Source organism: Sphingomonas sp. CCH9-E2 (genome assembly GCF_001557215.1).
Classification (GTDB): domain Bacteria; phylum Pseudomonadota; class Alphaproteobacteria; order Sphingomonadales; family Sphingomonadaceae; genus Sphingomonas.
Genome location: NZ_LSJM01000454.1, coordinates 1 through 25,161, shown reverse-complemented (window position 1 = coordinate 25,161; position 25,161 = coordinate 1). Strand labels below are relative to the sequence as shown.

Sequence of the window (25,161 nt, the reverse complement as noted above, 5' to 3'; positions counted from 1 at the left end):
CCCTTGGCGCGCCGAACGGGAGGGGGAACGGCGATCGCGGCATTGCCCTTTGGTGCAGCGCGCGGCATGGGGATCGCAAGCTGTAGTCAAATTGTTCGAGGACGCGATGAAGGACAAGCTGGTGACGTTGATCGGCGGCGGCGGTTTTGCCGGACGCTATATCGCGCAGAGCCTGCTCAAGGCCGGCGCGCGGGTGCGGATCGCGCAGCGCGATCCCCGCGCGGCGTGGTTCCTGAAGCCGCTGGGTGGCCTCGGCCAGACCCAGTTCGTTGCCGCCGATGTGACCCGCCCGGACAGCCTGGCGCGCGCGGTTGCTGGATCGGACGCGGTGGTCAATCTGGTCGGCGTGTTCGGCAGCCGCATGGACGCAGTCAATGCGCGCGGATCGGGCAACGCCGCCAAGGCCGCCGCCGAAGCGGGCGCGACCAGCTTCGTTCAGATGTCCGCGATCGGCGCCGATAGCGACTCGCCGTCGGCCTATGGCCGGTCGAAGGGCGATGGCGAGGCGGCGGTGCGCGCCGCCTTCCCGTCCGCCACGATCCTGCGCCCCAGCCTGATGTTCGGGCGCGAGGATCAGTTCGTGAACCGCTTCGCCGCGCTCGCCGCGTCGCTGCCGTTCGTCCCGGTGCTCAAGGGCGGGACCAAGATCCAGCCGGTCTGGGTCGCCGATGTCGCGCAGGCCGTGACGCGCGCGATTGCCGAGCCGACGCGCTATGCCGGCCAGACGATCGAGCTGGGCGGGCCGGACGTGATGACCTTTACCCAGTTCCACCGCTGGCTGCTCGGCGCAATCGGGCGCGACAAGCCGGTGGTCGAGCTCCCCGACTTCGCCGGTGCGGCGCTGGCATCGCTCGGTTTCCTGCCCGGAGCGCCGATCAGCTGGGACCAGTGGCTGATGCTGCAGCAGGACAATATCGCATCGGGCGAGGGCCTTGCCGCGTTCGATATCGCGCCGACCCCGCTGGGCGCGGTCGCGCCGCACTGGCTGGTGCAATATCGCAAACATGGGCGGTTCGCCGACGCGCGCCACGCCTGACCGCCACATCCGGCACAGTAGAATAGCCGGGCGCGCGCCCGGCAGGGGGAGCGCGCCGTGGGCGATATCGCGATCTACATCATCCTCGGCATCATCGAGGGGTTGACCGAATTCCTGCCCGTGTCGTCGACCGGGCACCTGATCCTCGCGGGCGAGCTGCTCGGCTTTACCGGCGAAGGATCGGTCGCGTTCAAGGTTGCGATCCAGCTTGGCGCGATCCTCGCGGTGCTGGTCGCCTATTGGCGGCGCTTCTGGGGCATCGGCATGGGGTTGATGCGTGGCGAGCGCGAGGCGATCTGGTTCACGCGCAATATCCTGATCGGCTTTCTGCCCGCGATGCTGATCGGCGCGGTCGCCTATGAGGGAATCCGCCAGCTGATCCAGTCGCCGATGACCGTCGCGGTCGCGCTGATCGTCGGCGGCATCGCGATCCTGGTGATCGAGCGGATGGTGAAGGTGGTGAAGGTCGAGCGGGTCGAGACGATGCCGCTGCCCACCGCGGTCGCGATCGGGCTGGTCCAGTGCATCGCGATGATCCCGGGCGTCAGCCGATCGGGCGCGACGATCATGGGCGCGTTGCTGATGGGCGTGGAGCGCAAGACGGCCGCGGAGTTCAGCTTCTTCCTCGCCGTGCCGACCATGGCAGGAGCGACCGCCTATTCGCTCTACAAGGACCGCGACCTGCTGAACGCCGACGATCTGGGCGGGATCGCGATCGGGCTTGGGGTGTCGTTCATCGTCGCGCTGCTGGTGGTGAAGGCGTTCGTGAAAATCGTCGGGCGCTTCGGCTTTGCGCCCTTCGCCTGGTACCGAATCGCGCTCGGTATGGTCGCAATCCTGCTCCTTTCGCTGAGATAAGGCCGATACGGCCATATCATTGAAATGAAATTTCACGATATCCACCAATAGGCAGGATGCGTTGGGTTTTTAGGTAAGCCATGCTGCCCTATATCGCCGTTTTCGCGTGACTCGGTAACAAAATGCTGCCATCTGCCCCGCATGGGCAAGGATGTGATGCTTCAATTCGTCGATCGTGCGCAGGCGTTTCCGCCGAAGCGCGATCCGGAACTGCGCGCGCAGGACTTTCGCGAGATCGCGGAGCGCTATGCGCCGCCGAGCGCCGAAGATCAGGCCGGCCGCTGCTCGCAATGCGGCGTGCCCTACTGCACGGTGCACTGCCCGCTGCACAACCACATCCCCGACTGGCTGCGCTTGACTGCCGAGGGGCGGCTGCGCGAAGCCTATGAGCTGTCGAACAGCACCTCGACCATGCCGGAAATCTGCGGTCGCATCTGTCCGCAGGACCGGCTGTGCGAGGGCAATTGCGTCATCGAATCCTCGGGCCATGGCACGGTCACGATCGGATCGGTCGAGAAGTTCATCACCGACACCGCGTGGGAAGAAGGCTGGGTCGAACCGCTGCAGCCGGGTCCGGCGCGCGGCCAGTCGGTCGGCGTCATCGGCGCGGGCCCGGCGGGACTGACGGCGGCCGAATATCTGCGCGTGCTGGGCTATGACGTCCATGTCTATGACCGCCACGACCGCGCGGGCGGCCTGCTCACTTATGGCATCCCCGGCTTCAAGCTGGAAAAGCATGTCGTCACGCGCCGCACCGATCGGCTGGCGGCGGGCGGCATCGTCTTTCACCTCGGCTTCGACGTCGGCAAGGATGCGACGCTGGAGCAGCTGCGCCACAAGCATGACGCGATCCTGATCGCGACCGGCGTGTACAAGCCGCGCGCCATCAAGGCACCCGGCGTCGGCGCGAACGGCGTGGTCGATGCGCTCGACTATCTGATCGCATCCAACCGCAAGAGCTTTGGCGACAGCGTCCCGGCGTTCGAGGATGGCAGCCTCAACGCCGCGGGCAAGAATGTCGTCGTGATCGGCGGCGGCGATACCGCAATGGACTGTGTCCGCACCGCGATCCGCCAGGGCGCGGCATCGGTGAAGTGCCTGTATCGCCGCGACCGCGCGAACATGCCGGGCAGCCAGCGCGAAACCGCCAATGCCGAGGAAGAAGGCGTCGAGTTCGTCTGGCTCTCCGCCCCCGAGGCATTTGAGGGCGGCGAGCAGGTAAGCGCGGTCAAGGCGGTCGGCATGCGCCTCGGCGCCCCCGACGCCAGCGGCCGCCGTGCACCGGAACCCGATCCCGACGCCAAGTTCGACGTCCCCGCCGATCTGGTGATCAAGGCGCTGGGCTTCGACCCCGAAGACCTGCCGGTGCTGTTCGACGCGCCCGAACTGGGCGTCACCCGCTGGGGCACGGTGCGGACGGACGCGCGCACGATGATGAGCAACCTCGACGGCGTCTTCGCCGCCGGCGACATCGTCAAGGGCGCGAGCCTGGTGGTGCAGGCGATCCGCGACGGCCGCGATGTGAGCGAGCGGATGCACGCGTGGCTGAAGGGGCAAAAGGCTGCACTGGCCGCACGAAACAAGATGGAAGCAGCATGACCACCGAAACGCAACGCGAACGCCTCGCTCGTGAAGGCATGTACCGCCCCGAGTTCGAGGGTGATGCCTGTGGCGTGGGCATGGTCGCGGCGATCGACGGGCAACCGTCGCGCCGCGTGGTGCAAGGTGCGATCGATGCGCTGAAAGCGGTGTGGCATCGCGGCGCGGTCGATGCCGATGGCAAGACCGGCGATGGCGCCGGGCTGCATGTCGACCTGCCGCTGCGCTTCTTCGACGATGCGGTGCTCGCCAGCGGGCATCGCGTGCTGCCCAACCGGCTTGCGGTCGGCATGATCTTCATGCCGCGCGTCGATCTGGGCGCGCAGGAAGCATGCCGCACGATCGTCGAAAGCGTCCTGATCGATGCGGGCTACACCATCTATGGCTGGCGGCAGGTGCCGGTTGATGTCTCGGTCATCGGGCAGAAGGCGCAGGCGACCCGGCCGGAGATCGAGCAGATCATGATCGCCGGCCCGATGCCCGACGAACAGAGCGCGGCGGAGTTCGAGAAGAACCTCTACCTCGTCCGCCGTCGCATCGAGAAGCGGATCATCGCCGCGCAGATCAGCGGGTTCTACATCTGCTCGCTTTCGTGCCGGTCGATCATCTACAAGGGGCTGTTCCTCGCCGAATCGCTCAGCGAATTCTATCCCGACCTGCGCGACGAGCGTTTCGTCAGCCGCGTCGCGATCTTTCACCAGCGCTATTCCACCAACACCTTCCCGCAATGGTGGCTGGCGCAGCCGTTCCGCTGCCTTGCGCACAATGGCGAGATCAACACGATCCGCGGCAACAAGAACTGGATGCTGAGCCACGAGATCAAGATGGCGGCGACCGCGTTCGGCGAGCATTCGGAGGACATCAAGCCGGTGATCCCGGCGGGTGCGTCCGATACCGCCGCGCTCGACGCGGTGTTCGAGGCGATCTGTCGCTCGGGCCGCGATGCGCCGACCGCCAAGCTGATGCTGGTACCCGAAGCGTGGCAGGCGGTCGATGCGATGCCGGACAAGCATCTGGCGATGTACAAGTACCTCGCCAGCGTGATGGAGCCGTGGGACGGCCCCGCGGCGCTCGCGATGACCGATGGCCGCTGGGCGGTGGCGGGCGTCGACCGCAACGCGCTGCGCCCCCTGCGCTACACCCGCACGTCGGACGGGCTGCTGGTGGTCGGATCGGAGACCGGGATGGTCCAGCTGTCCGAGGCTACCGTGGTCGCCAAAGGGCGGCTGGGGCCGGGGCAGATGATCGCGGTCGATCTCGACGAGGGCCGCTTCTACACCGATGGTGAGGTGAAGGACCGGATCGCGGGGGAATATGATTACGCGTCGATGATCGGCGAGTTCATGGGGATCGACGACCTGCCCGCAGCGGCGGACGCGACGCCCGCCTGGACCCGCGCCGAACTGACCCGTCGTCAGGTCGCGGCGGGGCAGACGCTGGAGGACATGGAGCTGATCCTGTCGCCGATGGTGACCGACGCCAAGGAGGCGGTCGGATCGATGGGCGACGATACGCCGCTTGCCGTCATCAGCGACAAGCCGCGGCTGATCAGCCAGTTCTTCCGCCAGAATTTCAGCCAGGTGACCAACCCGCCGATCGACAGCTTGCGCGAACGCCATGTGATGTCGCTCAAGACGCGGTTCGGCAATCTCGCCAACATCCTCGACACCGCCGAGACCGCGAACAAGGTGCTGGTGCTCGAAAGCCCGGTGCTGACCAATGGCGACTGGGCGCGGCTCAAGGGCTATTTCGGCACCCAGGCGGCCGAGATCGACTATAGCTTCCCCGCCGGTGGCGGGCCGGAGACGCTGCGCGCAGCCATCGCCGATATCCGGCTGCAGGCTGAACAGGCAGTGCGCGCGGGCAAGACCGAGATTTTCCTGACCGACGAAGCCGTCGGGCCGGACCGCATCGCCATCGCCGGTGTGCTGGCAGCGGCGGCGGTGCACACGCACCTCGTGCGCAAGGGGCTGCGCAGCTATGCCAGCGTCAACATCCGCACCGCCGAATGCCTCGACACGCATTATTACGCGGTGCTGATCGGCGTCGGCGCGACCACGGTGAACGCCTATCTCGCCGAAGCGGCGATTGCCGATCGCCATGCGCGCGGCCTGTTCGGCGACCTGTCGTTCGAGCAATGCCTGAAGAACCATCGCAAGGCGATCGACGAAGGCCTGCTCAAGATCATGTCGAAGATGGGGATCGCGGTGATCTCCAGCTATCGTGGCGGCTATAATTTCGAAGCGGTCGGGCTATCCCGCGCGCTGGTCAACGACTTCTTCCCCGGCATGCCGGCCAAGATTTCGGGCGAGGGCTATGCCTCGCTGCACCTCAACGCGACGATGCGCCACGATGCCGCCTATGACAGCGCGGTCGCGACGCTGCCGATCGGCGGATTCTATCGCCAGCGCCATGGCGGCGAGACGCATGCATACTCGGCGCAGCTGATGCACACGCTGCAGACCGCCGTGGCGACCGACAGCTATTCGACCTATCTGCAATTTTCGCGCGGTGTGCGCGACGTGCCGCCGGTCTATCTGCGCGACCTGCTGGAGTTCAACTTCCCGACCGAGGGCGTCGCGATCGATCAGGTCGAGGCGATCACCGAGATCCGCAAGCGCTTCGTGACGCCGGGCATGAGCCTGGGCGCGCTGTCGCCCGAAGCGCATGAGACGCTGGCGATTGCGATGAACCGCATCGGCGCCAAGGCCGTGTCGGGCGAGGGTGGCGAGGATTCGATCCGCTACAAGCCCTATGCCAATGGCGACAACGCCAACAGCTCGATCAAGCAGATCGCGTCCGGCCGCTTCGGCGTGACCGCCGAATATCTCGGCGCGTGCGAGGAAGTGGAGATCAAGGTCGCGCAGGGCGCCAAGCCCGGTGAGGGCGGCCAGCTGCCCGGCTTCAAGGTGACCGAGTTCATTGCGCGGCTGCGCCATTCGACGCCGGGCGTGACGCTGATCTCGCCCCCACCGCACCACGACATCTATTCGATCGAGGATCTGGCGCAGCTCATCTACGACCTCAAGCAGATCAACCCGCGCGCGCGGGTGTGCGTCAAGCTGGTGTCGAGCGCGGGCATCGGCACGGTCGCCGCAGGCGTGGCCAAGGCGCATGCCGATGTGATCCTCGTCGCAGGCCATGTCGGGGGCACCGGCGCGAGCCCGCAGACTTCGGTCAAATATGCCGGGACGCCGTGGGAAATGGGGCTGTCGGAGGTCAATCAGACGCTGACCCTCAATGGCCTGCGCGGGCGCGTGAAGCTGCGCACCGATGGCGGGCTCAAGACCGGGCGCGACATCGTGATCGCCGCGATCCTGGGCGCCGAGGAGTTCGGCATCGGCACGCTGTCGCTAGTCGCGATGGGCTGCATCATGGTGCGCCAGTGCCACAGCAACACCTGTCCGGTCGGCGTGTGCACGCAGGACGAGCGGTTGCGCCAGAAATTCACCGGATCGCCCGAAAAGGTCATCAACCTGATGACCTTCATCGCCGAGGAAGTGCGCGAGATCCTCGCCAAGCTCGGCTGCAAGAGCCTCGACGAGGTGATCGGGCGCACCGAGCTGCTGCGTCAGGTCAGCCGCGGCGCCGAGCATCTCGACGATCTCGACCTCAACCCGATCCTGGCCAAGGTGGATGCGGACGAGAGCGAGCGGCGCTTCAGCCTGTCGACCTGGCGCAACGCCGTCCCCGACAGCCTGGACGCACAGATCATCGCCGACGCGCGCGCTGTGTTCGAACGCGGTGAGAAGATGCAGCTCGCCTATAATGTCCGGAACACGCACCGCGCGGTCGGCACGCGGCTATCGAGCGAGATCACCAAGACGTTCGGCATGTCGAAGCTCAACGACGGCCACGTCCAGATCCGCCTGCGCGGATCGGCCGGCCAGTCGCTCGGCGCGTTCCTGTGCAAGGGCGTGACGCTGGAAGTATTCGGCGACGCCAACGACTATGTCGGCAAGGGTCTGTCGGGCGGCACCATCATCGTGCGCCCGCTCGTCAGCTCGCCGCTCGCCAGCCAGGACAATACGATCATCGGCAACACCGTGCTCTACGGCGCGACCTCAGGCCGGCTGTTCGCGGCGGGCCAGGCGGGCGAGCGTTTCGCCGTCCGCAATTCGGGCGCGCAGGTGGTGGTCGAGGGCTGTGGCGCCAATGGCTGCGAATATATGACCGGCGGCGTCGCGGTGGTGCTGGGTGAGGTTGGCGCGAATTTCGGCGCGGGCATGACCGGCGGCATGGCGTTCGTTTACGACGAGTCCGGCACGTTCGATGCGCGCGCCAATGGCGAGAGCATCGTGTGGCAACGCCTGTCGTCGCTCCATTGGGAAGCGGTGCTGAAGAACCTGGTCGCCGACCATGCCGAAGCGACCGACAGCAAATGGTCGCGCGGCCTGATCGAGGATTGGGACCGGGTGCGCGGCCATTTCTGGCAGGTGGTGCCAAAGGAGATGCTGACGCGGCTGGCGCATCCGCTGGATGACAGCGTGGAGATGGTCGCGGCGGAGTAGGCCAGTTCCTCCTTGGAACGGGGAGGAATTTGATCGCGTCACTTGCCGCCCGACACCCCGCGCGCCTATGCCGGTCGGCATGTGGCAGCTTTACCAATTCCCCCTGTGCCCCTTCTCGCGCAAGGTGCGGCTCGTCCTCGGTGAGAAGGGCGTCGGCTATGAGCCGGTGCGCGAATCGCCTTGGGCCCGGCGCGACGAATTTCTCGACATGAACCCGGCGGGCCAGACCCCGGTGATGGCGGACGATCGCGGCGTCGTGCTGATCGATTCGGTCGCGATCTGCGAGTTTTTCGAGGAAACGGTGAGCAAGGCCGCCCTGCTCAACGGCACCGCCGCCGACCGCGCGGAGATCAGGCGGTTGGTCAGCTGGTTCGACAACCAGTTCTTCCGCGACATCACCGGGCCGCTGCTCAACGAACGGATGATCAAGCGCATCGTCCAGCGCGCCACGCCTGACAGCGGCGCGCTGCGCGAGGCGATGAAGGCCGCGGTCGCGCATCTCGATTATATCGATTTCCTGCTCGACCATCGCACCTGGCTGGGCGGTGCGACGATGAGCCTCGCCGATCTTGCCGCCGCGGCGCAGATCAGCGTCGCCGATTATCTGGGCGGGATCGACTGGAAGAGCCATGAGCAGGCCAAGCGCTGGTATGTCGGGATGAAGAGCCGCCCGAGCTTCCGCCCGCTGCTCGCCGAACGGATGGAAGGGATCAACCCGCCGGCGGATTACGAGAAGCTCGACCTGTGAGCGCGGCAAGCGCGGTCGTCATCGGGGCCAGCGGAGGGATCGGCGGCGCGGTCGCCGATGCGCTGGAGGAGGAAGCCGGCCACGCGAAGGTCTGGCGCTTCGGTCGATCGCTGACCGGGGACGCGCATCTCGACCTGACCGATGAAGCGAGCATCGCCGCCGCCGCTGCGCAGGTCGCCGCCGGGCCGGCACCGTCGCTGGTGTTCGTCGCGACCGGAATCCTTGGCGAGGGCGAGCGCGGACCGGAAAAGGCGTTGCGCGACCTCGACCCCGAATGGCTGGCACGCACGTTCGCGATCAACACGATCGGCCCCGCGCTGGTTGCCAAGCATTTCCTGCCGCTGCTGCCGCGTACCGGCACCCCGGTGTTTGCGGCGCTGTCCGCGCGGGTGGGAAGCATCAGCGACAATCGGCTGGGCGGCTGGCACGGCTATCGCGCCTCCAAGGCGGCGCTGAACATGCTGATCCGCAACTTCGCAATCGACGCCGCGCGCCGCAACGACCGGGCGATCGTCGTCGGGCTGCACCCGGGCACCGTGGATACGCGCCTGTCGGAGCCGTTCCGCGGCACCGTCGCGCCGGGCAAGCTGTTCGATCCCGAGCGCGCGGCACTGCAACTGCTCGACGTGATCGAAGGGCTGAAACCGGTCGACAGCGGAAAATGCTTCGCCTGGGATGGCGCGGAGATCCCCGCCTAGAACTCGTCTTCGGGAACCGGCTCGCGCCGCGCACGATCGCGCGGGTCTTCCACCGTCTCTTCCTCGACCGGCCCTTCGCGACGCGTGCGCGTGACTTCGATGCTGCCGTCGCGGTTGACGCGAACGCCCAGGTCGCGATCGCCGAAGCTGCCTTCGAACTCGACGCCTTCGTCGATGAAGTTTTCCGGGTCCTCCACCAGCACATCGCCGATATTCTCGACCACCGGCTCGGCCCGGGGCAGCGCCGCAACGCCCAGCGCCTGGCTCATGAAATCGCGCCACACCCGCGCCGGAGCGCCGCCGCCGGCCAGCCCGGCATTGGGGCTATTGTCGTCATTGCCCATCCACACGCCGGTGATGATCCCGTCGGCATAGCCGAGGAACAGGGCGTCGCGATTATCCTGCGTCGTCCCGGTCTTGCCGAAGGTGTCGATCGCCAGCGCAGCCGAGCGCCCGGTGCCGCCGGAAACGGTTGCGGCCAGCAGTTCGCGCATCCCGTCCAGCTCGCGCCGCGACAGGGACCGGGTCGCCCCCGTCAGCCGCGCCGCCCAGCCCGGCTCATCCGCTTCGGCGAGGCCGCGCGGGCGCACCGGAATCGTGCCGCTGGCAATCGCGGCATAGGCTGCAGTGAGTTCGAGCAGCGAGACGCTCGACGTGCCGAGCGCGATCGAGGCCTCGTTCGGGATCGGGCTGGTGATGCCAAGGTCGCGCGCCGCCTGAATCACCGCCGGCACGCCGACCCGCTGGGTCAGCCGCGCGGCGGCGACGTTGCTCGACCGGGCGAACGCCTCGCGCAGCGTGATCGGCCCGCGATAGCGCCCGTCGCTGTTCTCCGGGCTCCAGTCGCCGATCGTTACCGGCTCGTCCTGCACGATCGAATCCGGCGTCATGCCGGAGCGCAAGGCGGCGAGATAGACGAACAGCTTGAACGTCGATCCCGGCTGGCGCTGCGCCTGGGTCGCGCGGTTGAAGGGCGAGGCGGCGTAGTTCTTGCCACCGACCATCGCGATCACGCGGCCATCGGGGCGCATCGCGACGATCGCGACCTGTGCCTTGCGCAGCGCGGCGTTGCGCACGGCGCGCTCGGCGGCGCGCTGCATCCGCGTTTCCAGCGTGGTGGTCACGGTCTGGTTGGTCGCGATCTCGCCCGACCGGTCGCGTGCCTGCGGCAGCACCCAGTCCGCGAAATAGGTGCCGCTGGGCAGCGTCTCGACCTTCGACAGGCGCAGGCGCGCGGCGCGGACGGCCTTTGCTTCGGCCTCGGTCAGGAAACCGGCATCGACCATCGTCTGCACCACCACCGCCTGACGCTCGCGCGCGCCCGACAGGTTGGTCGACGGGGCCAGCCGCGAGGGCGCCTTGACCAGCCCGGCCAGCATCGCCGCCTGCGCCGTCGTCAGGTCGGTGGCCGGGCGGCTGAAATAATGGCGCGCGGCGGCGTCGAGGCCATACTGATTGTCGCCGAAATAGACGTTGGAGAGGTAGCGCGAGAGGATCTCGTCCTTGGTCAGCCACGCCTCCAGCCAAAAGGCGATCAGCACTTCCTGAAACTTGCGACCGAAGGTGCGGTCGGAGCTGAGGAACGCGTTCTTGGCCAGCTGCTGGGTGATCGTGCTGCCCCCCTGACGGCCATTGTCGGTGAACATGTTGTTGACGAAGGCGCGCAGGATCCCGCGCGGGTCGACGCCCCAATGCGACTGGAAGCGGCGATCCTCCACCGCGATGAACGCCTGCACGACATGGTCGGGCAGCGTCGTGACATCGACCGGCTTGCCCACGACCGCCCCGGTGCGCGCGATCGGCGTTCCCTCTGCCGACAGCAAGGTGATCGACGGCGGCACGGGCGGTTCGAGCGACTTGGATAATGGCGCGGTCCATACGAGCCACGCGACCGCCGCCAGGAACAGCACGATCATGCCCGCCAGCACGCGCGGCACCCACCGCCATTTGCGCCGACGCACGATGACCGGCAAATTGACCGTATAGTCGCCCAGCGGCGGGATCGGCCCGCCAGGCCCGACCGGCTGGGGCTGCGCAGCGGGACCCCGCGCATCCGGGATTTCGGGATAAAGTGTGTCGTATCGCATGGAACCGGACACTGTATTATGCCCGTACAACAGTTTGGGCAAGCTGCATGCTGGTCGGGACGGCGTATGCCCCCCACGCTCCGCCGCGCCCGACCTGCATTCCGTCCGCCACGATCATCGCGATCCGATCACGTCACTTCACCGGCACAAATGCCAAGTGATGATAGTCATAGCTGAAATCGGCGAGCGGGGAGAGCGCCTTCATCGTCACCGCCGTGACCTTGCCCTCGGCGATGGCGAAGGTGACCACGGCGTCCTCGCCCCTGCCCGGCGTCATCCGTGTGCGGAACGCATCCTTGCCCCATGGCTCCAGCCGGCTGGCGAATTGCGGATGCGGCACGAAGTCGATCGACAGCGCATCGCCGCGCGCCTTGACCAGGATGTCGCCATACCAGGGATCGCGATAGCGACCGGCATAGGCGATCAACGGCAAGCTCGGCCCACCCTCGGGACGTTTGGCGTCGCCATTGCCCAGCGCCGCGACCGCGCTCTCCGCAGCCAGCTTGTTGCGCGCGACGTAATTGGCGACCCAGTCATAGGCCGGTACGCCGAGCAGATGGTCGAGCAGCGCGTTGCGGATGCCGCCCGACACGCTGTCTTCGGTATTGCTGAGTACCGCAACGCCGATCCCGGCCGAGGGGATCAGTGCGGTCTGCGTCACCTGCCCCGACAGGCCGCCCGAATGGCTGATCAGGCGGCGGCCGCGATAATCCTGGACGAACCAGCCGAGGGCATAGCCCTGCATGATCGACCGCACCGGGTTGAGTTCGGTCGGGCCATCGCTCGATGCCACCACCACCTGCGGGCTCCACATCGCCGCCGCGCTGTCGGCGCTCCACAGGCGCTTGCCATTGGGTAGCGCGCCCAACGCCAGCTGCACCTCCAGCCATTTGGCGACATCGGCGATGCTGGCGTTGATCCCGGCCCCGGCATCGACGACGGGCGATTCATCGGGTTCGATCACCTGCATCGGCCCGACCCCGCGCACCGGCGGCCCCAGCCGCGCATGGCGTCCGGCGACATTGCTCGTCTTGAGCAGCTCCAGCGAGGGCACCGCATCGGCCATGCCCAGCGGCTCGAGCATGCGCGTGCGGATGAAGTCGCGCCAGCTCATCCCCGACTTGGCCTCGATCAGCGCGCCCGCAACGATGTAGAGGATGTTGTCATAATCATAGCCGCCCCGAAACGGGCGCACCGGCTGAAGGAACTGCAGCGCGCGCACCGCATCCTGCACCGTGCGGTTCGACTTGGGGAAGTAGAGCAGGTCGCCCGCACCGAGCGGGAGGCCCGAGCGGTGGACGAGCAGGTCGCGGACGTTGAACAGGCTGGTGACCGCCGGGTCGGCCATCTTGAATTCGGGCATATGCTGCGTCAGCCGGTCGTCCCAGCCGAGCTTGCCCTCCTCGACCAGCATCGCGAGCGCGGCGGCGGTGAACGCCTTGCTGTTCGACGCGATGCCGAAGCGGGTGTGGACATCGACCGGAGCCGCCATGCCCATGGTGCGCACGCCATAGCCCTTGAGCCATGCCGGCTGCCCCTTGCGCACGATCGCCACGGCGATGCCCGGCGTTTCGAATGCGCGCATGAAGTTCGCGACGATCGGGTCGACCGCAGCATCGAGCGGTGCGGGCGCGGCCTGCTGGGCCCAGGCGGGAAGTGCAAGGCTTGCCGCACCGCCAACTCCAAGCACCAGCGCCGTGCGCCGATCGACCGTCAGTCCCGTCATTCCGCTTCACCCTTGTTCGTCACCCCTGCCTTGTGCCGGGGTCCACTCAGCCGCGCGCGCATCGCAAGAGCCTGGAAGACCGACCTTGCCGCGCAGTGGACCCCGGAACAAGTCCGGGGTGACGATGATATGGTGGGGAAGGGCTAAGCCTCCAGCTCAACGTCCCAGTAGAGCCAGTCGCGCCAGGTATCGTGGAGGTAATTGGGCGGGAAGCGGCGGCCATGTTCCTGCAGCTGCCAGCTGGTCGGGCGGATCGGCGGCATGAACAGCGGCATCGCCGCCTGTTTCGGCGTGCGCCCGCCCTTCTTCAGATTGCACGGAGCACAGGCGGTCGCGACATTCTCCCATGTCGTGCGCCCGCCCTGCGCGCGCGGGATGACATGGTCGAACGTCAGGTCGCGGTGGCTGCCGCAATATTGGCATTCGAACTTGTCGCGCAGGAACAGATTGAAGCGCGTGAAGGCGGGGAATTGCGACGGCCGCACATATTGCTTGAGCGCGATCACGCTCGGCAGCTTGATTGACGCGGTCGGGCTGCGCACCTCGCGCTCATAATGGCTGACGATATCGACGCGGTCGAGGAACACCGCCTTGATCGCGGTCTGCCACGGCCACACGCTCAGCGGATAATAAGACAAAGGCGTGTAGTCGGCATTGAGCACGAGCGCCGGGCACCCTTCCGGATGTCGGATCAGATCGGGATGGTACATGGTCCCCCTCTCTCGCCGCGCGTCGCTCGCGACCGGGGGCTTATTCGCCGCCAGCCGTGACATGTCTATGACAGCACGGGGCGCGACTCGTGGTCAAGGGCCGGTTTGCGCGAAATGGCGATTAGTCGGCATAGATCATCATGCGGCTCATCCCGCCGTCGATCACCAGCGCCTGACCGGTGGTGAAGCCGGCATGATCGGTGAGGTAGAGCACGGCATCGGCAATGTCGTCGGGCGTGCCGACGCGACCGACCGGGTGCTGTTCGCGGTCGATCGGGCGATGCTCCGGCTCCGCTCGCGCCGATGATTTCTGCCACGGCCCGGTCTCGATCCAGCCCGGGCAGATCGCGTTGACGCGGATCTCGGGGCCAAGGCTGACCGCCAGCGCATGGGTCAGCGCGACCAGCCCGCCCTTGGCCGTCGCATAGGCTTCGGTATCGGGTTCGGACTGAAACGCTCGGGTGGAGGCGATGAAGACCATCGAACCGCGCCGCGACCGCAACAGCGGCACAGCCCCGCGCGTCATCAGGAAAGCGCCCGTGACATGGCTGTCCTGCCAGCGCCGCCAGTCGGCCAGGCTCAATGTCTCGATCGGCCCGCTGACCGGATCGGCAATCCCGGCATTGCTGACCAGCAGGTCGAGACCCTCGGCACCGATCTCCTTGCGCCACGCGGCACAGGCCGCGAACAGGTCGGCTACTGCCGCCTCATCGCCGACATCGGCCTGATGCGTCCGCAGCGGGCGCGGCGCGTGCGCCTCGGCCAGTTCGCGCAACGCGACCCGGTCGCGGTCAATCGCCATCACCGCCCAGCCTTCGCCCAGCAGCCGCTCGACCACGCCGCGCCCGATCCCCTGCGCCCCGCCCGTCACCATTGCCGTCCGCATCGTCGCGCTCCTCGATTGCGGCAGTGCAACGCACCGGCGCGACGGAAAGGTTCGCGCACGCAGCAAGCGGGGCTTTTACCATGCGCAGCGATCCGCTAGGCGGCGGCGATGCCAGCGATCATCCATTGCGACGTTGCCATTGTCGGAGGGGGACTTGCGGGCGGGCTGATCGCGCTCGCGCTGCGCCGCAAACACCCGACGCTCGACGTTCGCCTGATCGAGGGTGGGCGGAGCATCGGCGGCAACCATCTCTGGTCCTTCTTCGCCAGCGACGTCGCGCCCGCCGACCGCTGGCTGGTCGCGCCCCTGATCTCTTATGGCTGGACCAGCTACGACGTCCATTTCCCGGCACATGCGCGCACGCTGAAGGCACCCTATTATTCGATCGAATCCGATCGGTTCGATCAGGTGGTGCGCGCGGCGATGCCGGACGGTGCGGTGATGACCCGGCGCAAGGTGCTGGGGGCCAGCGCGCGTGCGGTGGTGCTCGCCGATGGCGACCGGATCGAGGCGGGCGGGGTGATCGATTGCCGCGGCCCGGCCGACCTGTCCAAGCTGGAGCTGGGCTGGCAGAAATTCGTCGGGCGCGAACTGGCGCTGGCCGAGCCGCATGCGCTCAAGCGCCCGGTGATCATGGACGCGACCGTGGCACAGATCGACGGCTATCGCTTCATGTACGCCCTGCCCTTTGCGGCGACGCGGCTGTTCCTCGAGGACACCTATTACAGCGACACGCCCGATATCGACGTTGCCGCCTATTCCCAGCGGATCGACGCCTGGGCCAGCGCCCGCGGCATCTCGGTCGAGGGCGTGATGCGGGAGGAAGCAGGGTCGCTGCCCATTCCGCTCGGCGGGGATTTCGAGGAATATTGGAAGTCCGGCGGCAATCGCGTTGCCAAGGCCGGGATGCGCGCCGGGCTGTTTCAGCCGATCACCGGCTATTCGCTGCCCGACGCGGTGCGGCTGGCGGCGGTGATCGGGAATGCGCGCGACCTGTCGGGTGCGGCGCTGCACGACCTGACCTATGGCCATGCGCGCAAGGCATGGCGACAGCGCGGATTTTACCGAATGCTGTCCGCCATGCTGTTCCGTGCCGCCGAGCCGGGTGAGCGCTATCGCGTGCTTGAACGATTTTATCGCTTGGACGCGGGGCTCGTCGCCCGCTTCTATAGCGGCCAGTCCAGCCTATTCGATCGCGCCCGTGTTCTCGCCGGCAAACCGCCGGTGCCGGTCAAGCGCGCGCTCGCGGCGATCAGGGGGTCGAACACATGAAGCGTGCAGTGGTGATCGGAGCAGGATTTGGCGGCTTGGCGCTGGCCATCCGCCTGCAATCGGCCGGCGTCGACACGGTGGTGGTCGAGGCGCGCGACAAACCCGGCGGGCGCGGCTATTATTGGGAGAAAGACGGCTTCGTGTTCGACGCCGGCCCCACCGTCATTACCGCGCCGGAATCGCTGGAAGAGCTGTGGTCGCTGTCGGGCCATCGCATGGCCGACGACGTCACGCTGACCCCGGTCTCGCCCTTCTACCGCCTCAACTGGCCCGACGGGACCAATTTCGACTATACCAACGACGACAGCATCCTGACGGCCGAGATCGCGAAGCTCGATCCCGCCGACATCGCCGGCTATCGGCGCTTCCTCGACTATTCGGCCGGCGTGTACCGCGAAGGCTATGAGAAGCTCGGCCATGTCGCGTTTCTCGACTTCACTTCGATGGTGAAGGCCGCGCCGGCGCTGATGAAGTATCAGGCGTGGCGCAGCGTCTACTCGATGGTGTCGAGCTTCGTGAAGAACGAGAAGCTGCGCGAGGCGCTGTCGTTCCACACCCTGCTGGTCGGCGGCAACCCGATGACCACCAGCGCCATCTATGCGCTGATCCACAAGCTGGAGCGCGATGGTGGCGTGTGGTTCGCGATGGGCGGGACCAACCGGCTGGTCGCGGGCATGGTGCGCCAGTTCGAGCGGCTGGGCGGCAAGCTCGTGCTGGGCGACGGCGTCGAGGAGATCGAGACGCTGGGCGAACGCGCCACCGCGGTGCGCACCAAGTCGGGCGCGCGGTTCGAGGCGGACATGGTCGCCAGCAACGCCGACATCGTCCACAGCTATCGCGACCTGCTCAAGGGCTCGCGCAGCGCGCAGCGCACCGCGGCCAAGCTCGAGCGCAAGCGCTTCTCGCCCTCGCTGTTCGTCGTGCATTTCGGGATCAAGGGCACCTGGCCCGGCATCCCGCACCACATGATCCTGTTCGGCCCGCGCTATAAGGGGCTGCTCGACGACATCTACAAGCATGGCGTGTTGAGCGAGGATTTCTCGCTCTACCTGCACCATCCGACCATCACCGACCCGTCGATGGCGCCGGAGGGGCATTCGACCTTCTACGCCCTTGCCCCCGTGCCGCACATGGGCAAGGCGCCGGTTGATTGGGAAACGGTGCGCCCGCTGCTCGAAAAGCGCATCCTCGACGAGGTCGGCCGCCGTCTGATCCCCGACATCCACGACCGGATCGTTACCAAGTTCAGCTATGCCCCGCCCGATTTCACCCACGATCTCGCCGCGCATCTGGGCAGCGCGTTCAGCCTTGAGCCGGTGCTGACGCAGAGCGCCTATTTCCGCGCGCACAATCGTGACGATTCGATCCCGAACCTCTATTTCGTCGGCGCCGGCACCCATCCGGGCGCGGGCATCCCCGGCGTGGTCGGCAGCGCCAAGGCGACCGCCGCGCTGATGCTGGAACAGGAGCAGGTGTGAAGCGCCTTGCCGTTTATTGCGGATCCGCCACCCCGGCAGACCCGGTCTATATCGAGAATGCCCGCTTCGTCGGCCGTACGCTGGCGCAGCGTGGGATCGGCGTCGTCTATGGCGGCGGGCGCCTCGGGCTGATGGGCGCGATCGCCGACAGCGCGCTGGAAGCGGGCGGCGAGGTCATCGGGGTGATCCCCCAGGCGCTGGTCGATGCCGAAGTCGCGCATCGTGGCTGTACCGAGTTGCACATCGTACGCACCATGCATGAGCGCAAGCAAGCGTTCACCGACCTGTCCGACGGTTTCATCACTTTGCCCGGCGGCACCGGCACGATGGACGAATTGTGGGAGGCGATGAGCTGGGCGCAGATCGGCTATCATGCCAATCCGGTCGGGCTGCTCAACGTCGCGGGCTATTATGACGGCCTGATCGAATTCGTCGGAAAAATGGGCGAAGTCGGCTTTCTGCGCCCGCAGCATCAGTCGATCCTGATCATCGACAGCGACCTCGATGCGCTGCTCGCCAAAATGGCCGCGCATGTGCCGACGCAGACCGTCGGCCAGATCGGCAGCAAGGACCTGTGACCCAGCCCGCGCCAGGCCGCGACGCCGTCGTGGCGGCCGCGCGGGAGAGTATTGCCAAGGGCTCGAAGAGCTTCGCGGCGGCGAGCAAGCTGTTCGATCCGCAAACCCGCGAGCGCGCCTGGCTGCTCTATGCCTGGTGCCGCGCGTGCGACGACATCGCCGATGGACAGGAGCTGGGCCATGACGCCCGCGTCGTCGAGGACCCGGCCGCCGCGCTCGCGCGCATCCGCACGCTGACCGACAAGGCGCTGGCGGGCGAGCCGACCGGGGAGATGGCGTTCGAAGCGCTGCGCATCGTCGCCGCCGAAACGCGCATGCCGCACCGTTTTGCGCATGATCTGGTCGACGGCTTCGCGCTCGACGCCAAGGGCTGGTTTCCGCGCTCCGAGCATGACCTGATGCAATATTGCTATCATGTCGCGGGGGCGGTCGGGTGCATGATGGCGGTGGTGATGGGGGTCGATCCGCAGGACGACGCGACGCTCGACCGCGCCTGCGACCTCGGCCTGGCGTTTCAACTCGCCAATATCGCGCGCGATATCGAGGCGGACGACGCGATCGGCCGCTGTTACCTGCCGATGGACTGGCTGGTCGAAATGGACATCCCGCCCGGTCAGCATATGAAGCCGCCCTTCCGCTCGCGACTAACCGTCATGGCACGGTGGCTGGGGGAGTTGGCCCAGGCGCATGAGGACAGCGCGCGGCTCGGCACGCCCGCACTTGGTTTTAGATCGGCTTGGGCGGTATTGGCTGCCGCTGGGATCTATGGGGACATCGCGCGCGAGGTGGTCGCACGTGGCGATCATGCCTGGGACCATCGTGCCGGGACGAGCAAGGCGCAGAAGATCGGCTGGATCGCGCGGGCATTCGGTCAGGCGGCCATGCGCCGAACGCTCTATGCACAACGCCCGCGGTCCCCAAACTTATGGACCCGACCGCGCTAACCGCCCGTCAGTAATGGCGCGGCTTGGCCTCGCTGCGCGCCATCTGTTCGCCTTGCCGCTGACAGGTCGCCGCAATCGTCGGGTAGGAGAGGTCGGTGTGGCGCGGCAGCACTTGCGCCATCGCGGCCTGGCATTGTGCCGCGCTCTGATACCGGACCGGCTCGATCCGCGCCTGCTGGCATTGATCCTGGAAGTCGCCGCAGCCTAGGATGGCCATCACGTAGAAAACCGGTTCCATCATCTCGCTCCTCGCCATTTCAACGGATGGCAGGCGCGTTTTGTTTCATTGCATCCCGGTCGCTGCGGCCCCAGATAGCGCCGATGCCTCCCGATACCGCGCGCGCCGGTAGCGAACGCCCGTTGTTCGCCACGCTCCGGCGCTTCCTCCCCTATCTCTGGCCCGCCGGACAGCCGGGGCTGAAAGCGCGCATCGTCGGCGCGCTGCTGCTGGTGGTGCTGTCGAAGGTGGTGCAGGTCTATGGCGCGGCCTATGCGCTCAAGGCCGCGGTCGACACGATGGCCATCGGCGAGCGCGGGGTCATCACCTTCGTGATCCTGATGGTGGTCGGCTATGCCGCCGCGCGGCTGTTCACCACCGTGTTCGACAATCTGCGCAATACGGTGTTCGAAAAGGTCGGGCAGGATGCGACCCGGCGGCTCGCCATCGTCACCTTCCGCCACCTCCATCAGCTTTCGCTGCGTTTCCATCTCGAACGCCGCACCGGCGCGGTGACCAAGGTGGTCGAGCGCGGGACCAAGAGCATTGATTCGATGCTCTATTTCCTGCTGTTCAACATCGCCCCCACGATCCTGGAACTCGCACTGGTGCTCCAGATCTTCGGCAGCAAGTTCGGCTGGTGGCTGGTCGCGTCGACGATGGCGATGGTCGTCATCTACATCGCCTTCACCCGCTGGGTCACCGACTGGCGCGCCAAGTTGCGCGAGCAGATGAACGATCTCGACACCGGCGCAGTCGCGCATGCGGTCGACTCGCTGCTGAATTTCGAGACGGTGAAATACTTTGGCGCCGAGCAGCGCGAGTCCGATCGCTACGAGCGCGCGGTCGAATCCTATGCCAAGGCGGCGGTGAAGTCGGAGAATTCGCTCGCCTGGCTCAACATGGGCCAGTCGCTGATCACCAATGTGATGCTCGGAGCGGGGATGGCGGTGGTCGCCTGGGGCTGGTCCACCGGCGAGTTCACCGCGGGCGATGTCGTGTTCGTCTCGACCCTGCTCAGCCAGCTGTTCCGCCCGCTCGACATGCTCGGCTGGGTCTATCGCACGATCCGGCAGGGCGTGATCGACATGGGCGCAATGTTCGACCTGATCGACACCCAAGCCGAGGTGAAGGACGTCCCTGATGCCCCGCCACTGACCGTGGATCGCGGCGAAGTGCGGTTCGAAAATGTCCGCTTCGGCTATGATCCCGAACGCGATATCCTCAAGGGCATCGATCTCGTCATCCGCCCCGGCCAGACCGTCGCGATCGTCGGCCCCTCGGGCGCGGGCAAGTCCACCCTCGCGCGCATCCTCTACCGCTTCTACGACCTCACCGGCGGGCGCGTGACGATCGACGGGCAGGACATCAGCCAGGTGACGCAGGCCAGCTTGCGCGCCGCGATCGGCATCGTTCCCCAGGACACCGTGCTGTTCAACGACACGATCGGCTACAATATCGCCTATGGCCGCGAAGGCGCCGGGCCGGAGGAGGTCGCACAGGCGGCACGCGGCGCAGCGATTGCCGGCTTCATCGAATCGATGCCCGACGGCTACGACACCCGCGTCGGCGAGCGCGGCCTCAAGCTCTCAGGCGGCGAGAAACAGCGCGTCGCCATCGCGCGGACCCTGCTCAAGAACCCGCCGATCCTGATCCTCGACGAAGCCACCAGCGCGCTCGATTCCCGCACCGAAGCTGAAATCCTCGACACGCTCGAAGCCATTGAGCGCGGCCGCACCACCATCGTCATCGCCCACCGCCTGTCGACCGTGGTCCACGCCGACCGCATTGTCGTGCTGGAAAATGGTGAAATCGCCGAGCAAGGCACGCATGCCGAGCTGCTCGAACGGCGCGGTACCTATGCCGAGATGTGGATGCGGCAACAGGCTGAGCGGGAGGCGGTCGCCGACGCTGCGGAGTAACGGTCAGCTTGCGCGCCGCACGGCCGAGAAGATGCAACCCACGTCAGCGACCATGAAGGCGCTCCCCGCAACGAAGAGCCACCCCGCCCCGTTTCTCGTCCCGATCACAAAGCAAAGCATCGCGAGCAACATTAGCGCGAGCCCGGCGAGGTGCTGCGGCAAAAGAAACAATGGCCTCACAGCGCGCCAACCGTTGCGCTGATAGCGGCCACTTATCATCGACAGGCCGTTGACTGCCCCCCAATGAAATATCAGCGGGGTCAGAAGCCCGTATAGCGTTCCTTCGCTCACCCGAACTCCACCGCCTCGAACCGCACCGGCCGCCCATGCGCGCTGTTCGCCAGCTGCCCGTCCCACATCACCTGACGCCCGCGGATGATGGTCCCGATCGGCTTGCCCGTGAGCTGATCCCCGGTGAACGGCGACCAGCCGCAGCGCGACGCCAGCCAGTCTTCCTCGACCGTCCACTGCTTCTTCAGGTCGACCACGGTGAAATCCGCGTCGTACCCCACCGCGATCCGCCCCTTGCCCACCAGCCCGAACACCCGTTGCGGCCCCGCGCTGGTGAGATCGATCAGCCGCTGCAGCGTCGTGCGCCCCTTGGCGACATGGTCGAGCAGCAGCGGCAACAGCGTCTGCACCCCCGGCATGCCGCTGGGCGAGGCGGGATAGGGCCGCGCCTTCTCCTCGATCGTATGCGGCGCATGGTCCGACCCGAGCACATCCGGCACGCCCTGGTTGAGCCAGTACCACAGCCCCTCACGGTGCGCGGCCGAACGGATCGGCGGGTTCATCTGGGCATAGGTGCCGAGGCGCGGATAGGCGTCCTCGCCTGCGAGCGTCAGATGCTGCGGCGTCACTTCGCACGTCGCGATGTCCTTGTGCTGTCCGAGCAACTCCAGCTCCGCCGGCGTCGTCACATGCAGCACATGGATACGCCGCCGCGCCTCGCGCGCCAGCTTCAGAATGCGCCGCGTCGCCAGGATCGCGCTCTCGTCATCGCGCCACACCGGATGCGACGACGGATCGCCCGTCACCCGCTCGCCTTCGCGGTCGTTCATGCGGAACTCGTCCTCCGCATGGATCGCAACCCGGCGATGCCCGCTCGCCAGCACCCGCGCGAGATTGGCGTCGTCCGACACCAGCAGATCGCCGGTCGACGCGCCCATGAAGATCTTGACCCCCGCGGTTCCCGGCATCCGCTCCAGCTCGGCCAGATGCTCGGCATTGCTGTTGGTTGCGCCGACATAGAAGGCGTGATCGCACCACATGCGGTCCTTCGCGCGCGCGAGCTTGTCGTTCACCGCCTCGGCGCTGTCGGTGTTGGGCTTGGTATTCGGCATTTCGAACACTGCAGTCACCCCGCCCAGCACCGCCGCGCGGCTGCCGGACTCAAGGTCTTCCTTGGCCTCCAGCCCCGGCTCGCGGAAATGCACCTGGCTGTCGATCACGCCGGGCAGGACGTCGAGGCCGGTGCAGTCGATCACCTCGCCCGCGTCGCCGCTCGCGCCGATTGCGACGATCTTGCCGTCGCGCACACCGACATCGACCTGCGCCGGGCCGGAGGGGAGATGTACCGTGCCGCCGGTGAGCTTCAGATCGAACGTTGCCATCTCAGCCTCTTTCGCTTGTCTGCCCCGCCTCCTACCTGTTCGCCATGACTGATGCCACCCTGCCCAATGCGACGTTTCTGGCCGACCGCGCCCTGATCCGTGTTTCCGGGGAGGATGTGCGTGGCTTCCTGCAGGGGCTGGTGACGCAGGATGTAAACGCGGTGCGCCCCGATGCACCGCTCTGGGCCGCGCTGCTCTCACCCCAGGGCAAGGCGCTGTTCGACTTCATCCTGTGGGCTGACGAAGCCGATATCCTGATCGATTGCGAGGCAGCCCAGCGCGATGCGCTGATCCGTCGCCTGGCGATCTATCGCCTGCGTCGCCCGATCACGATTGGGGCGACGGAGGGTGGCGTCCACTGGTCGCGCAACGCCGGGAATGGCGTGCCCGATCCGCGCTTGGCGGCGCTGGGCTGGCGCTGGCTGGGCGACGCAGCGGGATCGCCTGCATCAGGCTGGGTCGAGCATCGCCTCCGCCTCGGCGTGACCGAGGGTGCCGCAGAGCTCGGACAGGACAAGACGCTCTGGCTCGAATGCAACGCCGCGGAACTGAACGGCGTCAGCTTCACCAAGGGTTGTTATGTCGGGCAGGAAAACACCGCTCGGATGAACTGGCGGGCCAAGGTCAATCGCCGCCTGGTCGTCGCCCCGCTGGGTGAGCCGGGCGATCGCACGCGCGCCACCTACCCCGACCTCGGCCTGATGGTGGAACATCGCCGCGTCGAGGCTCTGGGCGATGCGATCGTACCAGATTGGCTGGCCGATGCGCTCGGCTCAGATGCCTGACCATTCAAGGCCGCCGGGCAGGTCGAACGCGGCATAGTCCACCTGCAGCACCCGCCTGCGGCGCGGTGTGACCGCCGCTGCGGATGCATGGAGGATCGGGGTCGAGTAGACCCAGATGTCACCTGCGTCGGCCAGGCAGGCATAGATGCCACAGGCAGCGACGGCGGCCGCGATAGCATCCTCGCGGACGAGCCCGATGCGATGCGATCCGGGCGCGATCAAAAGCGGCGCGTTGCCTTCCGGCACATCGTCCAGATGGATCCGGATCGTGATCATGCGTTCGAGCAGTTCGAACGGCGGGGCAACGTGGAGGAGGCCTGCCTTCACGGTCCACGGCCCGAATCCCGCAACGTCCCTCCGCTCGCGCACACAGATCGTCCGGTCCTGATGCCAGGTCAGGGCCCAATTGGTGCGTTCGGTCTTGTCGAATAGAATGGCACGGACGGGCTTAGCGCCGAACCCAGCAAAAGGTACGACGCCCGCGCCGATTGCACCATCGGCGGCAAGGAGGGCGTTCAGTTGCGCGGATCCACGCAGCCGGATGCCCGCCCGATCCATCGGCTGCACTGCGAGCGCTGCCTTCAATCGAGCAAGCGCTCCGGCCGCAGCGCCTTCTAGCCGCGCCGCACCACGTTCACTGAACATGCCGAGAATCATCAGGCCGGATCGTACACCAGGCGTTCGCGACCCGTCGCGCCCATTCGATCGAGCCAACACGGGGCCCAAGCGCAGCGACCGGCAGGCCGTGGTGATAGACCTGCCAAGAGCACGACGCTTCGGTCGATTTCCGTGAGCCGCGCAGGCGAACTAGGTTCGGGGGTTCCTCCAGCAAAAGCGCAGACAGCCGCCGATCTGGCCTCTCCAATCCCGCTTCGGGCCGGAGCGTCCACGGCGTCGCGGTCGCATCAGTAGCGTTCACCGCTGCTCTCGAGGAGGAGATTGGACGCTCCGCCACGTCGCGATCGTGGAGCGCGCGAGGGTTAGGGGCGAGACAATCTCGCCAGCGCATCCGGCGCTAGGCCACAAGCACAAAGAAAAAGGGAGGCCGGTTGCCCGACCTCCCCAAATCTTGTCGATCCACAGTGTGGACCGCGCGGCTTACATGCCCGAACCCGGACCGTAAGTGATTTCCACGCGGCGGTTCTGCAGTTCGCGCACGCCGTCGGCGGTGTCGACACGCGGACGGCTTTCGCCGAACGCTTCCGATGCGATCACGCCGTCGGGGATGCCGCGGCCCGACAGGTACGAACGGACCGAGTCCGCACGACGCTGCGAGAGGCCGACGTTGTAGCTGGCTGCGCCCGAACGGTCAGCGTGACCGGCGAGCATGACCTGCGCATTGCCGCAGTTCTGGTAGGCCGAGATGGCGTTATCCAGGATGCCTGCTGCTTCCGGCGTGATGTCCGACTTGTCCCACTCGAAGAAGACAATGTACGGCCCCGGGGTGCACACTGCCGGCGGAGGCGGCGGCGGAGCAGCCGGCTCACCGAAGT

At 66.8% G+C, this 25,161-nt stretch carries 20 protein-coding genes; 12 read left to right on the top strand and 8 right to left on the bottom strand.

The window, feature by feature from the left end:
• Positions 1–106 precede the first annotated feature (106 nt).
• The 6 genes from AX681_RS20255 to AX681_RS20230 all read left to right on the top strand — a co-directional run bounded on the left by AX681_RS20255 (position 107) and on the right by AX681_RS20230 (position 9,450).
• Positions 107–1,036: a complex I NDUFA9 subunit family protein gene (locus AX681_RS20255; RefSeq protein ID WP_066658928.1), complete on the top strand. Its 930-nt coding sequence runs from the start codon at positions 107–109 to the stop codon at positions 1,034–1,036.
• A 57-nt stretch (positions 1,037–1,093) separates the two neighbouring features.
• Positions 1,094–1,894: an undecaprenyl-diphosphate phosphatase gene (locus tag AX681_RS20250; RefSeq protein ID WP_066658903.1), complete on the top strand. Its 801-nt coding sequence runs from the start codon at positions 1,094–1,096 to the stop codon at positions 1,892–1,894.
• A 141-nt stretch (positions 1,895–2,035) separates the two neighbouring features.
• Positions 2,036–3,493, top strand: coding sequence for an NAD(P)-dependent oxidoreductase (locus AX681_RS20245; protein ID WP_066658906.1), 1,458 nt, complete (start codon positions 2,036–2,038; stop codon positions 3,491–3,493).
• Complete coding sequence (gene gltB / locus AX681_RS20240; RefSeq protein ID WP_066658910.1) at positions 3,490–8,004, top strand: glutamate synthase large subunit; 4,515 nt, start codon at positions 3,490–3,492, stop codon at positions 8,002–8,004. Before AX681_RS20245 ends, gltB begins: the two co-directional genes overlap by 4 nt.
• A 79-nt stretch (positions 8,005–8,083) precedes the next feature.
• Positions 8,084–8,752, top strand: coding sequence for a glutathione S-transferase family protein (locus AX681_RS20235; protein WP_066658930.1), 669 nt, complete (start codon positions 8,084–8,086; stop codon positions 8,750–8,752).
• Positions 8,749–9,450: an SDR family NAD(P)-dependent oxidoreductase gene (locus tag AX681_RS20230; protein ID WP_066658912.1), complete on the top strand. Its 702-nt coding sequence runs from the start codon at positions 8,749–8,751 to the stop codon at positions 9,448–9,450. Before AX681_RS20235 ends, AX681_RS20230 begins: the two co-directional genes overlap by 4 nt.
• Here AX681_RS20230 and AX681_RS20225 read toward each other — a convergent pair.
• The 4 genes from AX681_RS20225 to AX681_RS20210 form a co-directional block, all read right to left on the bottom strand.
• Positions 9,447–11,537 (bottom strand): transglycosylase domain-containing protein, encoded by a 2,091-nt coding sequence (locus tag AX681_RS20225; RefSeq protein ID WP_066682689.1) that lies wholly within the window; start codon positions 11,535–11,537, stop codon positions 9,447–9,449. The two genes, AX681_RS20230 and AX681_RS20225, sit on opposite strands and share 4 nt — an antisense overlap.
• 133 nt (positions 11,538–11,670) lie before the next feature.
• A complete protein-coding gene (locus tag AX681_RS20220; RefSeq protein WP_066662175.1) occupies positions 11,671–13,263 on the bottom strand; it encodes a serine hydrolase in 1,593 nt (530 codons plus the stop codon).
• Between the two features lie 143 nt (positions 13,264–13,406).
• Positions 13,407–13,973: an HNH endonuclease gene (locus AX681_RS20215; RefSeq protein ID WP_066662179.1), complete on the bottom strand. Its 567-nt coding sequence runs from the start codon at positions 13,971–13,973 to the stop codon at positions 13,407–13,409.
• Positions 13,974–14,094: 121 nt separating this feature from the next.
• Positions 14,095–14,859, bottom strand: a complete 765-nt coding sequence (locus AX681_RS20210; protein ID WP_066662173.1) for an SDR family NAD(P)-dependent oxidoreductase — start codon at positions 14,857–14,859, stop codon at positions 14,095–14,097.
• Positions 14,860–14,967: 108 nt separating this feature from the next.
• On the opposite strand from AX681_RS20210, the gene crtY reads away from it, so the two are divergent.
• The 4 genes from crtY to AX681_RS20190 are packed head-to-tail and all read left to right on the top strand — an operon-like array spanning position 14,968 to position 19,131.
• On the top strand, positions 14,968–16,131 hold the full coding sequence (gene crtY, locus AX681_RS20205; RefSeq protein ID WP_066662171.1) for a lycopene beta-cyclase CrtY: 1,164 nt from the start codon (positions 14,968–14,970) through the stop codon (positions 16,129–16,131).
• Positions 16,128–17,609, top strand: coding sequence for a phytoene desaturase (locus tag AX681_RS20200; RefSeq protein WP_066662169.1), 1,482 nt, complete (start codon positions 16,128–16,130; stop codon positions 17,607–17,609). The genes crtY and AX681_RS20200 overlap by 4 nt, the downstream gene beginning before the upstream one ends.
• On the top strand, positions 17,606–18,187 hold the full coding sequence (locus AX681_RS20195) for a TIGR00730 family Rossman fold protein (protein WP_066662167.1): 582 nt from the start codon (positions 17,606–17,608) through the stop codon (positions 18,185–18,187). The genes AX681_RS20200 and AX681_RS20195 overlap by 4 nt, the downstream gene beginning before the upstream one ends.
• Positions 18,184–19,131 (top strand): phytoene/squalene synthase family protein, encoded by a 948-nt coding sequence (locus AX681_RS20190; RefSeq protein ID WP_066662165.1) that lies wholly within the window; start codon positions 18,184–18,186, stop codon positions 19,129–19,131. The genes AX681_RS20195 and AX681_RS20190 overlap by 4 nt, the downstream gene beginning before the upstream one ends.
• 7 nt (positions 19,132–19,138) lie before the next feature.
• Here AX681_RS20190 and AX681_RS20185 read toward each other — a convergent pair whose 3' ends face one another.
• Entirely contained in the window at positions 19,139–19,369 is a 231-nt protein-coding gene (locus AX681_RS20185; protein ID WP_066662177.1) for a hypothetical protein, read from the bottom strand.
• 83 nt (positions 19,370–19,452) lie between these two features.
• Between AX681_RS20185 and AX681_RS20180 the strand changes: the two genes are divergently transcribed.
• Positions 19,453–21,270 carry an ABCB family ABC transporter ATP-binding protein/permease gene (locus tag AX681_RS20180; RefSeq protein ID WP_066662163.1) on the top strand — a complete coding sequence of 606 codons (1,818 nt, stop codon included), beginning with the start codon at positions 19,453–19,455 and terminating at the stop codon, positions 21,268–21,270.
• A gap of 287 nt (positions 21,271–21,557) precedes the next feature.
• Here the strand turns inward: AX681_RS20180 and AX681_RS20170 are convergent, their stop codons facing one another.
• Positions 21,558–22,883: a dihydroorotase gene (locus AX681_RS20170; RefSeq protein ID WP_066662159.1), complete on the bottom strand. Its 1,326-nt coding sequence runs from the start codon at positions 22,881–22,883 to the stop codon at positions 21,558–21,560.
• Between the two features lie 44 nt (positions 22,884–22,927).
• Between AX681_RS20170 and ygfZ the strand changes: the two genes are divergently transcribed.
• Complete coding sequence (gene ygfZ / locus AX681_RS20165) at positions 22,928–23,668, top strand: CAF17-like 4Fe-4S cluster assembly/insertion protein YgfZ (RefSeq protein ID WP_066662156.1); 741 nt, start codon at positions 22,928–22,930, stop codon at positions 23,666–23,668.
• On the opposite strand, the gene AX681_RS20160 is transcribed toward ygfZ, so the two are convergent.
• Together AX681_RS20160 and AX681_RS20155 are read right to left on the bottom strand one after the other, a co-directional pair.
• Positions 23,657–24,325, bottom strand: coding sequence for a phytanoyl-CoA dioxygenase family protein (locus tag AX681_RS20160; RefSeq protein ID WP_066662154.1), 669 nt, complete (start codon positions 24,323–24,325; stop codon positions 23,657–23,659). The two genes, ygfZ and AX681_RS20160, sit on opposite strands and share 12 nt — an antisense overlap.
• Positions 24,326–24,766: 441 nt before the next feature.
• Positions 24,767–25,161, bottom strand: a 395-nt coding sequence (locus AX681_RS20155) for an OmpA family protein (RefSeq protein WP_156456151.1), incomplete at its 5' end; no start/stop codon positions are given.

Coding starts and splice junctions, on each gene's coding strand:
- crtY (WP_066662171.1), top strand. CDS start 14,968: ATGCCAGCGATCATCCATTGCGACGTTGCCATTGTCGGAGGGGGACTT.
- AX681_RS20180 (WP_066662163.1), top strand. CDS start 19,453: ATGCCTCCCGATACCGCGCGCGCCGGTAGCGAACGCCCGTTGTTCGCC.
- AX681_RS20185 (WP_066662177.1), bottom strand. CDS start 19,369: ATGGAACCGGTTTTCTACGTGATGGCCATCCTAGGCTGCGGCGACTTC.
- AX681_RS20245 (WP_066658906.1), top strand. CDS start 2,036: ATGGGCAAGGATGTGATGCTTCAATTCGTCGATCGTGCGCAGGCGTTT.
- AX681_RS20255 (WP_066658928.1), top strand. CDS start 107: ATGAAGGACAAGCTGGTGACGTTGATCGGCGGCGGCGGTTTTGCCGGA.
- AX681_RS20215 (WP_066662179.1), bottom strand. CDS start 13,973: ATGTACCATCCCGATCTGATCCGACATCCGGAAGGGTGCCCGGCGCTC.
- AX681_RS20210 (WP_066662173.1), bottom strand. CDS start 14,859: ATGCGGACGGCAATGGTGACGGGCGGGGCGCAGGGGATCGGGCGCGGC.
- ygfZ (WP_066662156.1), top strand. CDS start 22,928: ATGACTGATGCCACCCTGCCCAATGCGACGTTTCTGGCCGACCGCGCC.
- gltB (WP_066658910.1), top strand. CDS start 3,490: ATGACCACCGAAACGCAACGCGAACGCCTCGCTCGTGAAGGCATGTAC.
- AX681_RS20225 (WP_066682689.1), bottom strand. CDS start 11,537: ATGCGATACGACACACTTTATCCCGAAATCCCGGATGCGCGGGGTCCC.
- AX681_RS20235 (WP_066658930.1), top strand. CDS start 8,084: ATGTGGCAGCTTTACCAATTCCCCCTGTGCCCCTTCTCGCGCAAGGTG.
- AX681_RS20220 (WP_066662175.1), bottom strand. CDS start 13,263: ATGACGGGACTGACGGTCGATCGGCGCACGGCGCTGGTGCTTGGAGTT.
- AX681_RS20200 (WP_066662169.1), top strand. CDS start 16,128: ATGAAGCGTGCAGTGGTGATCGGAGCAGGATTTGGCGGCTTGGCGCTG.
- AX681_RS20170 (WP_066662159.1), bottom strand. CDS start 22,883: ATGGCAACGTTCGATCTGAAGCTCACCGGCGGCACGGTACATCTCCCC.
- AX681_RS20160 (WP_066662154.1), bottom strand. CDS start 24,325: ATGATTCTCGGCATGTTCAGTGAACGTGGTGCGGCGCGGCTAGAAGGC.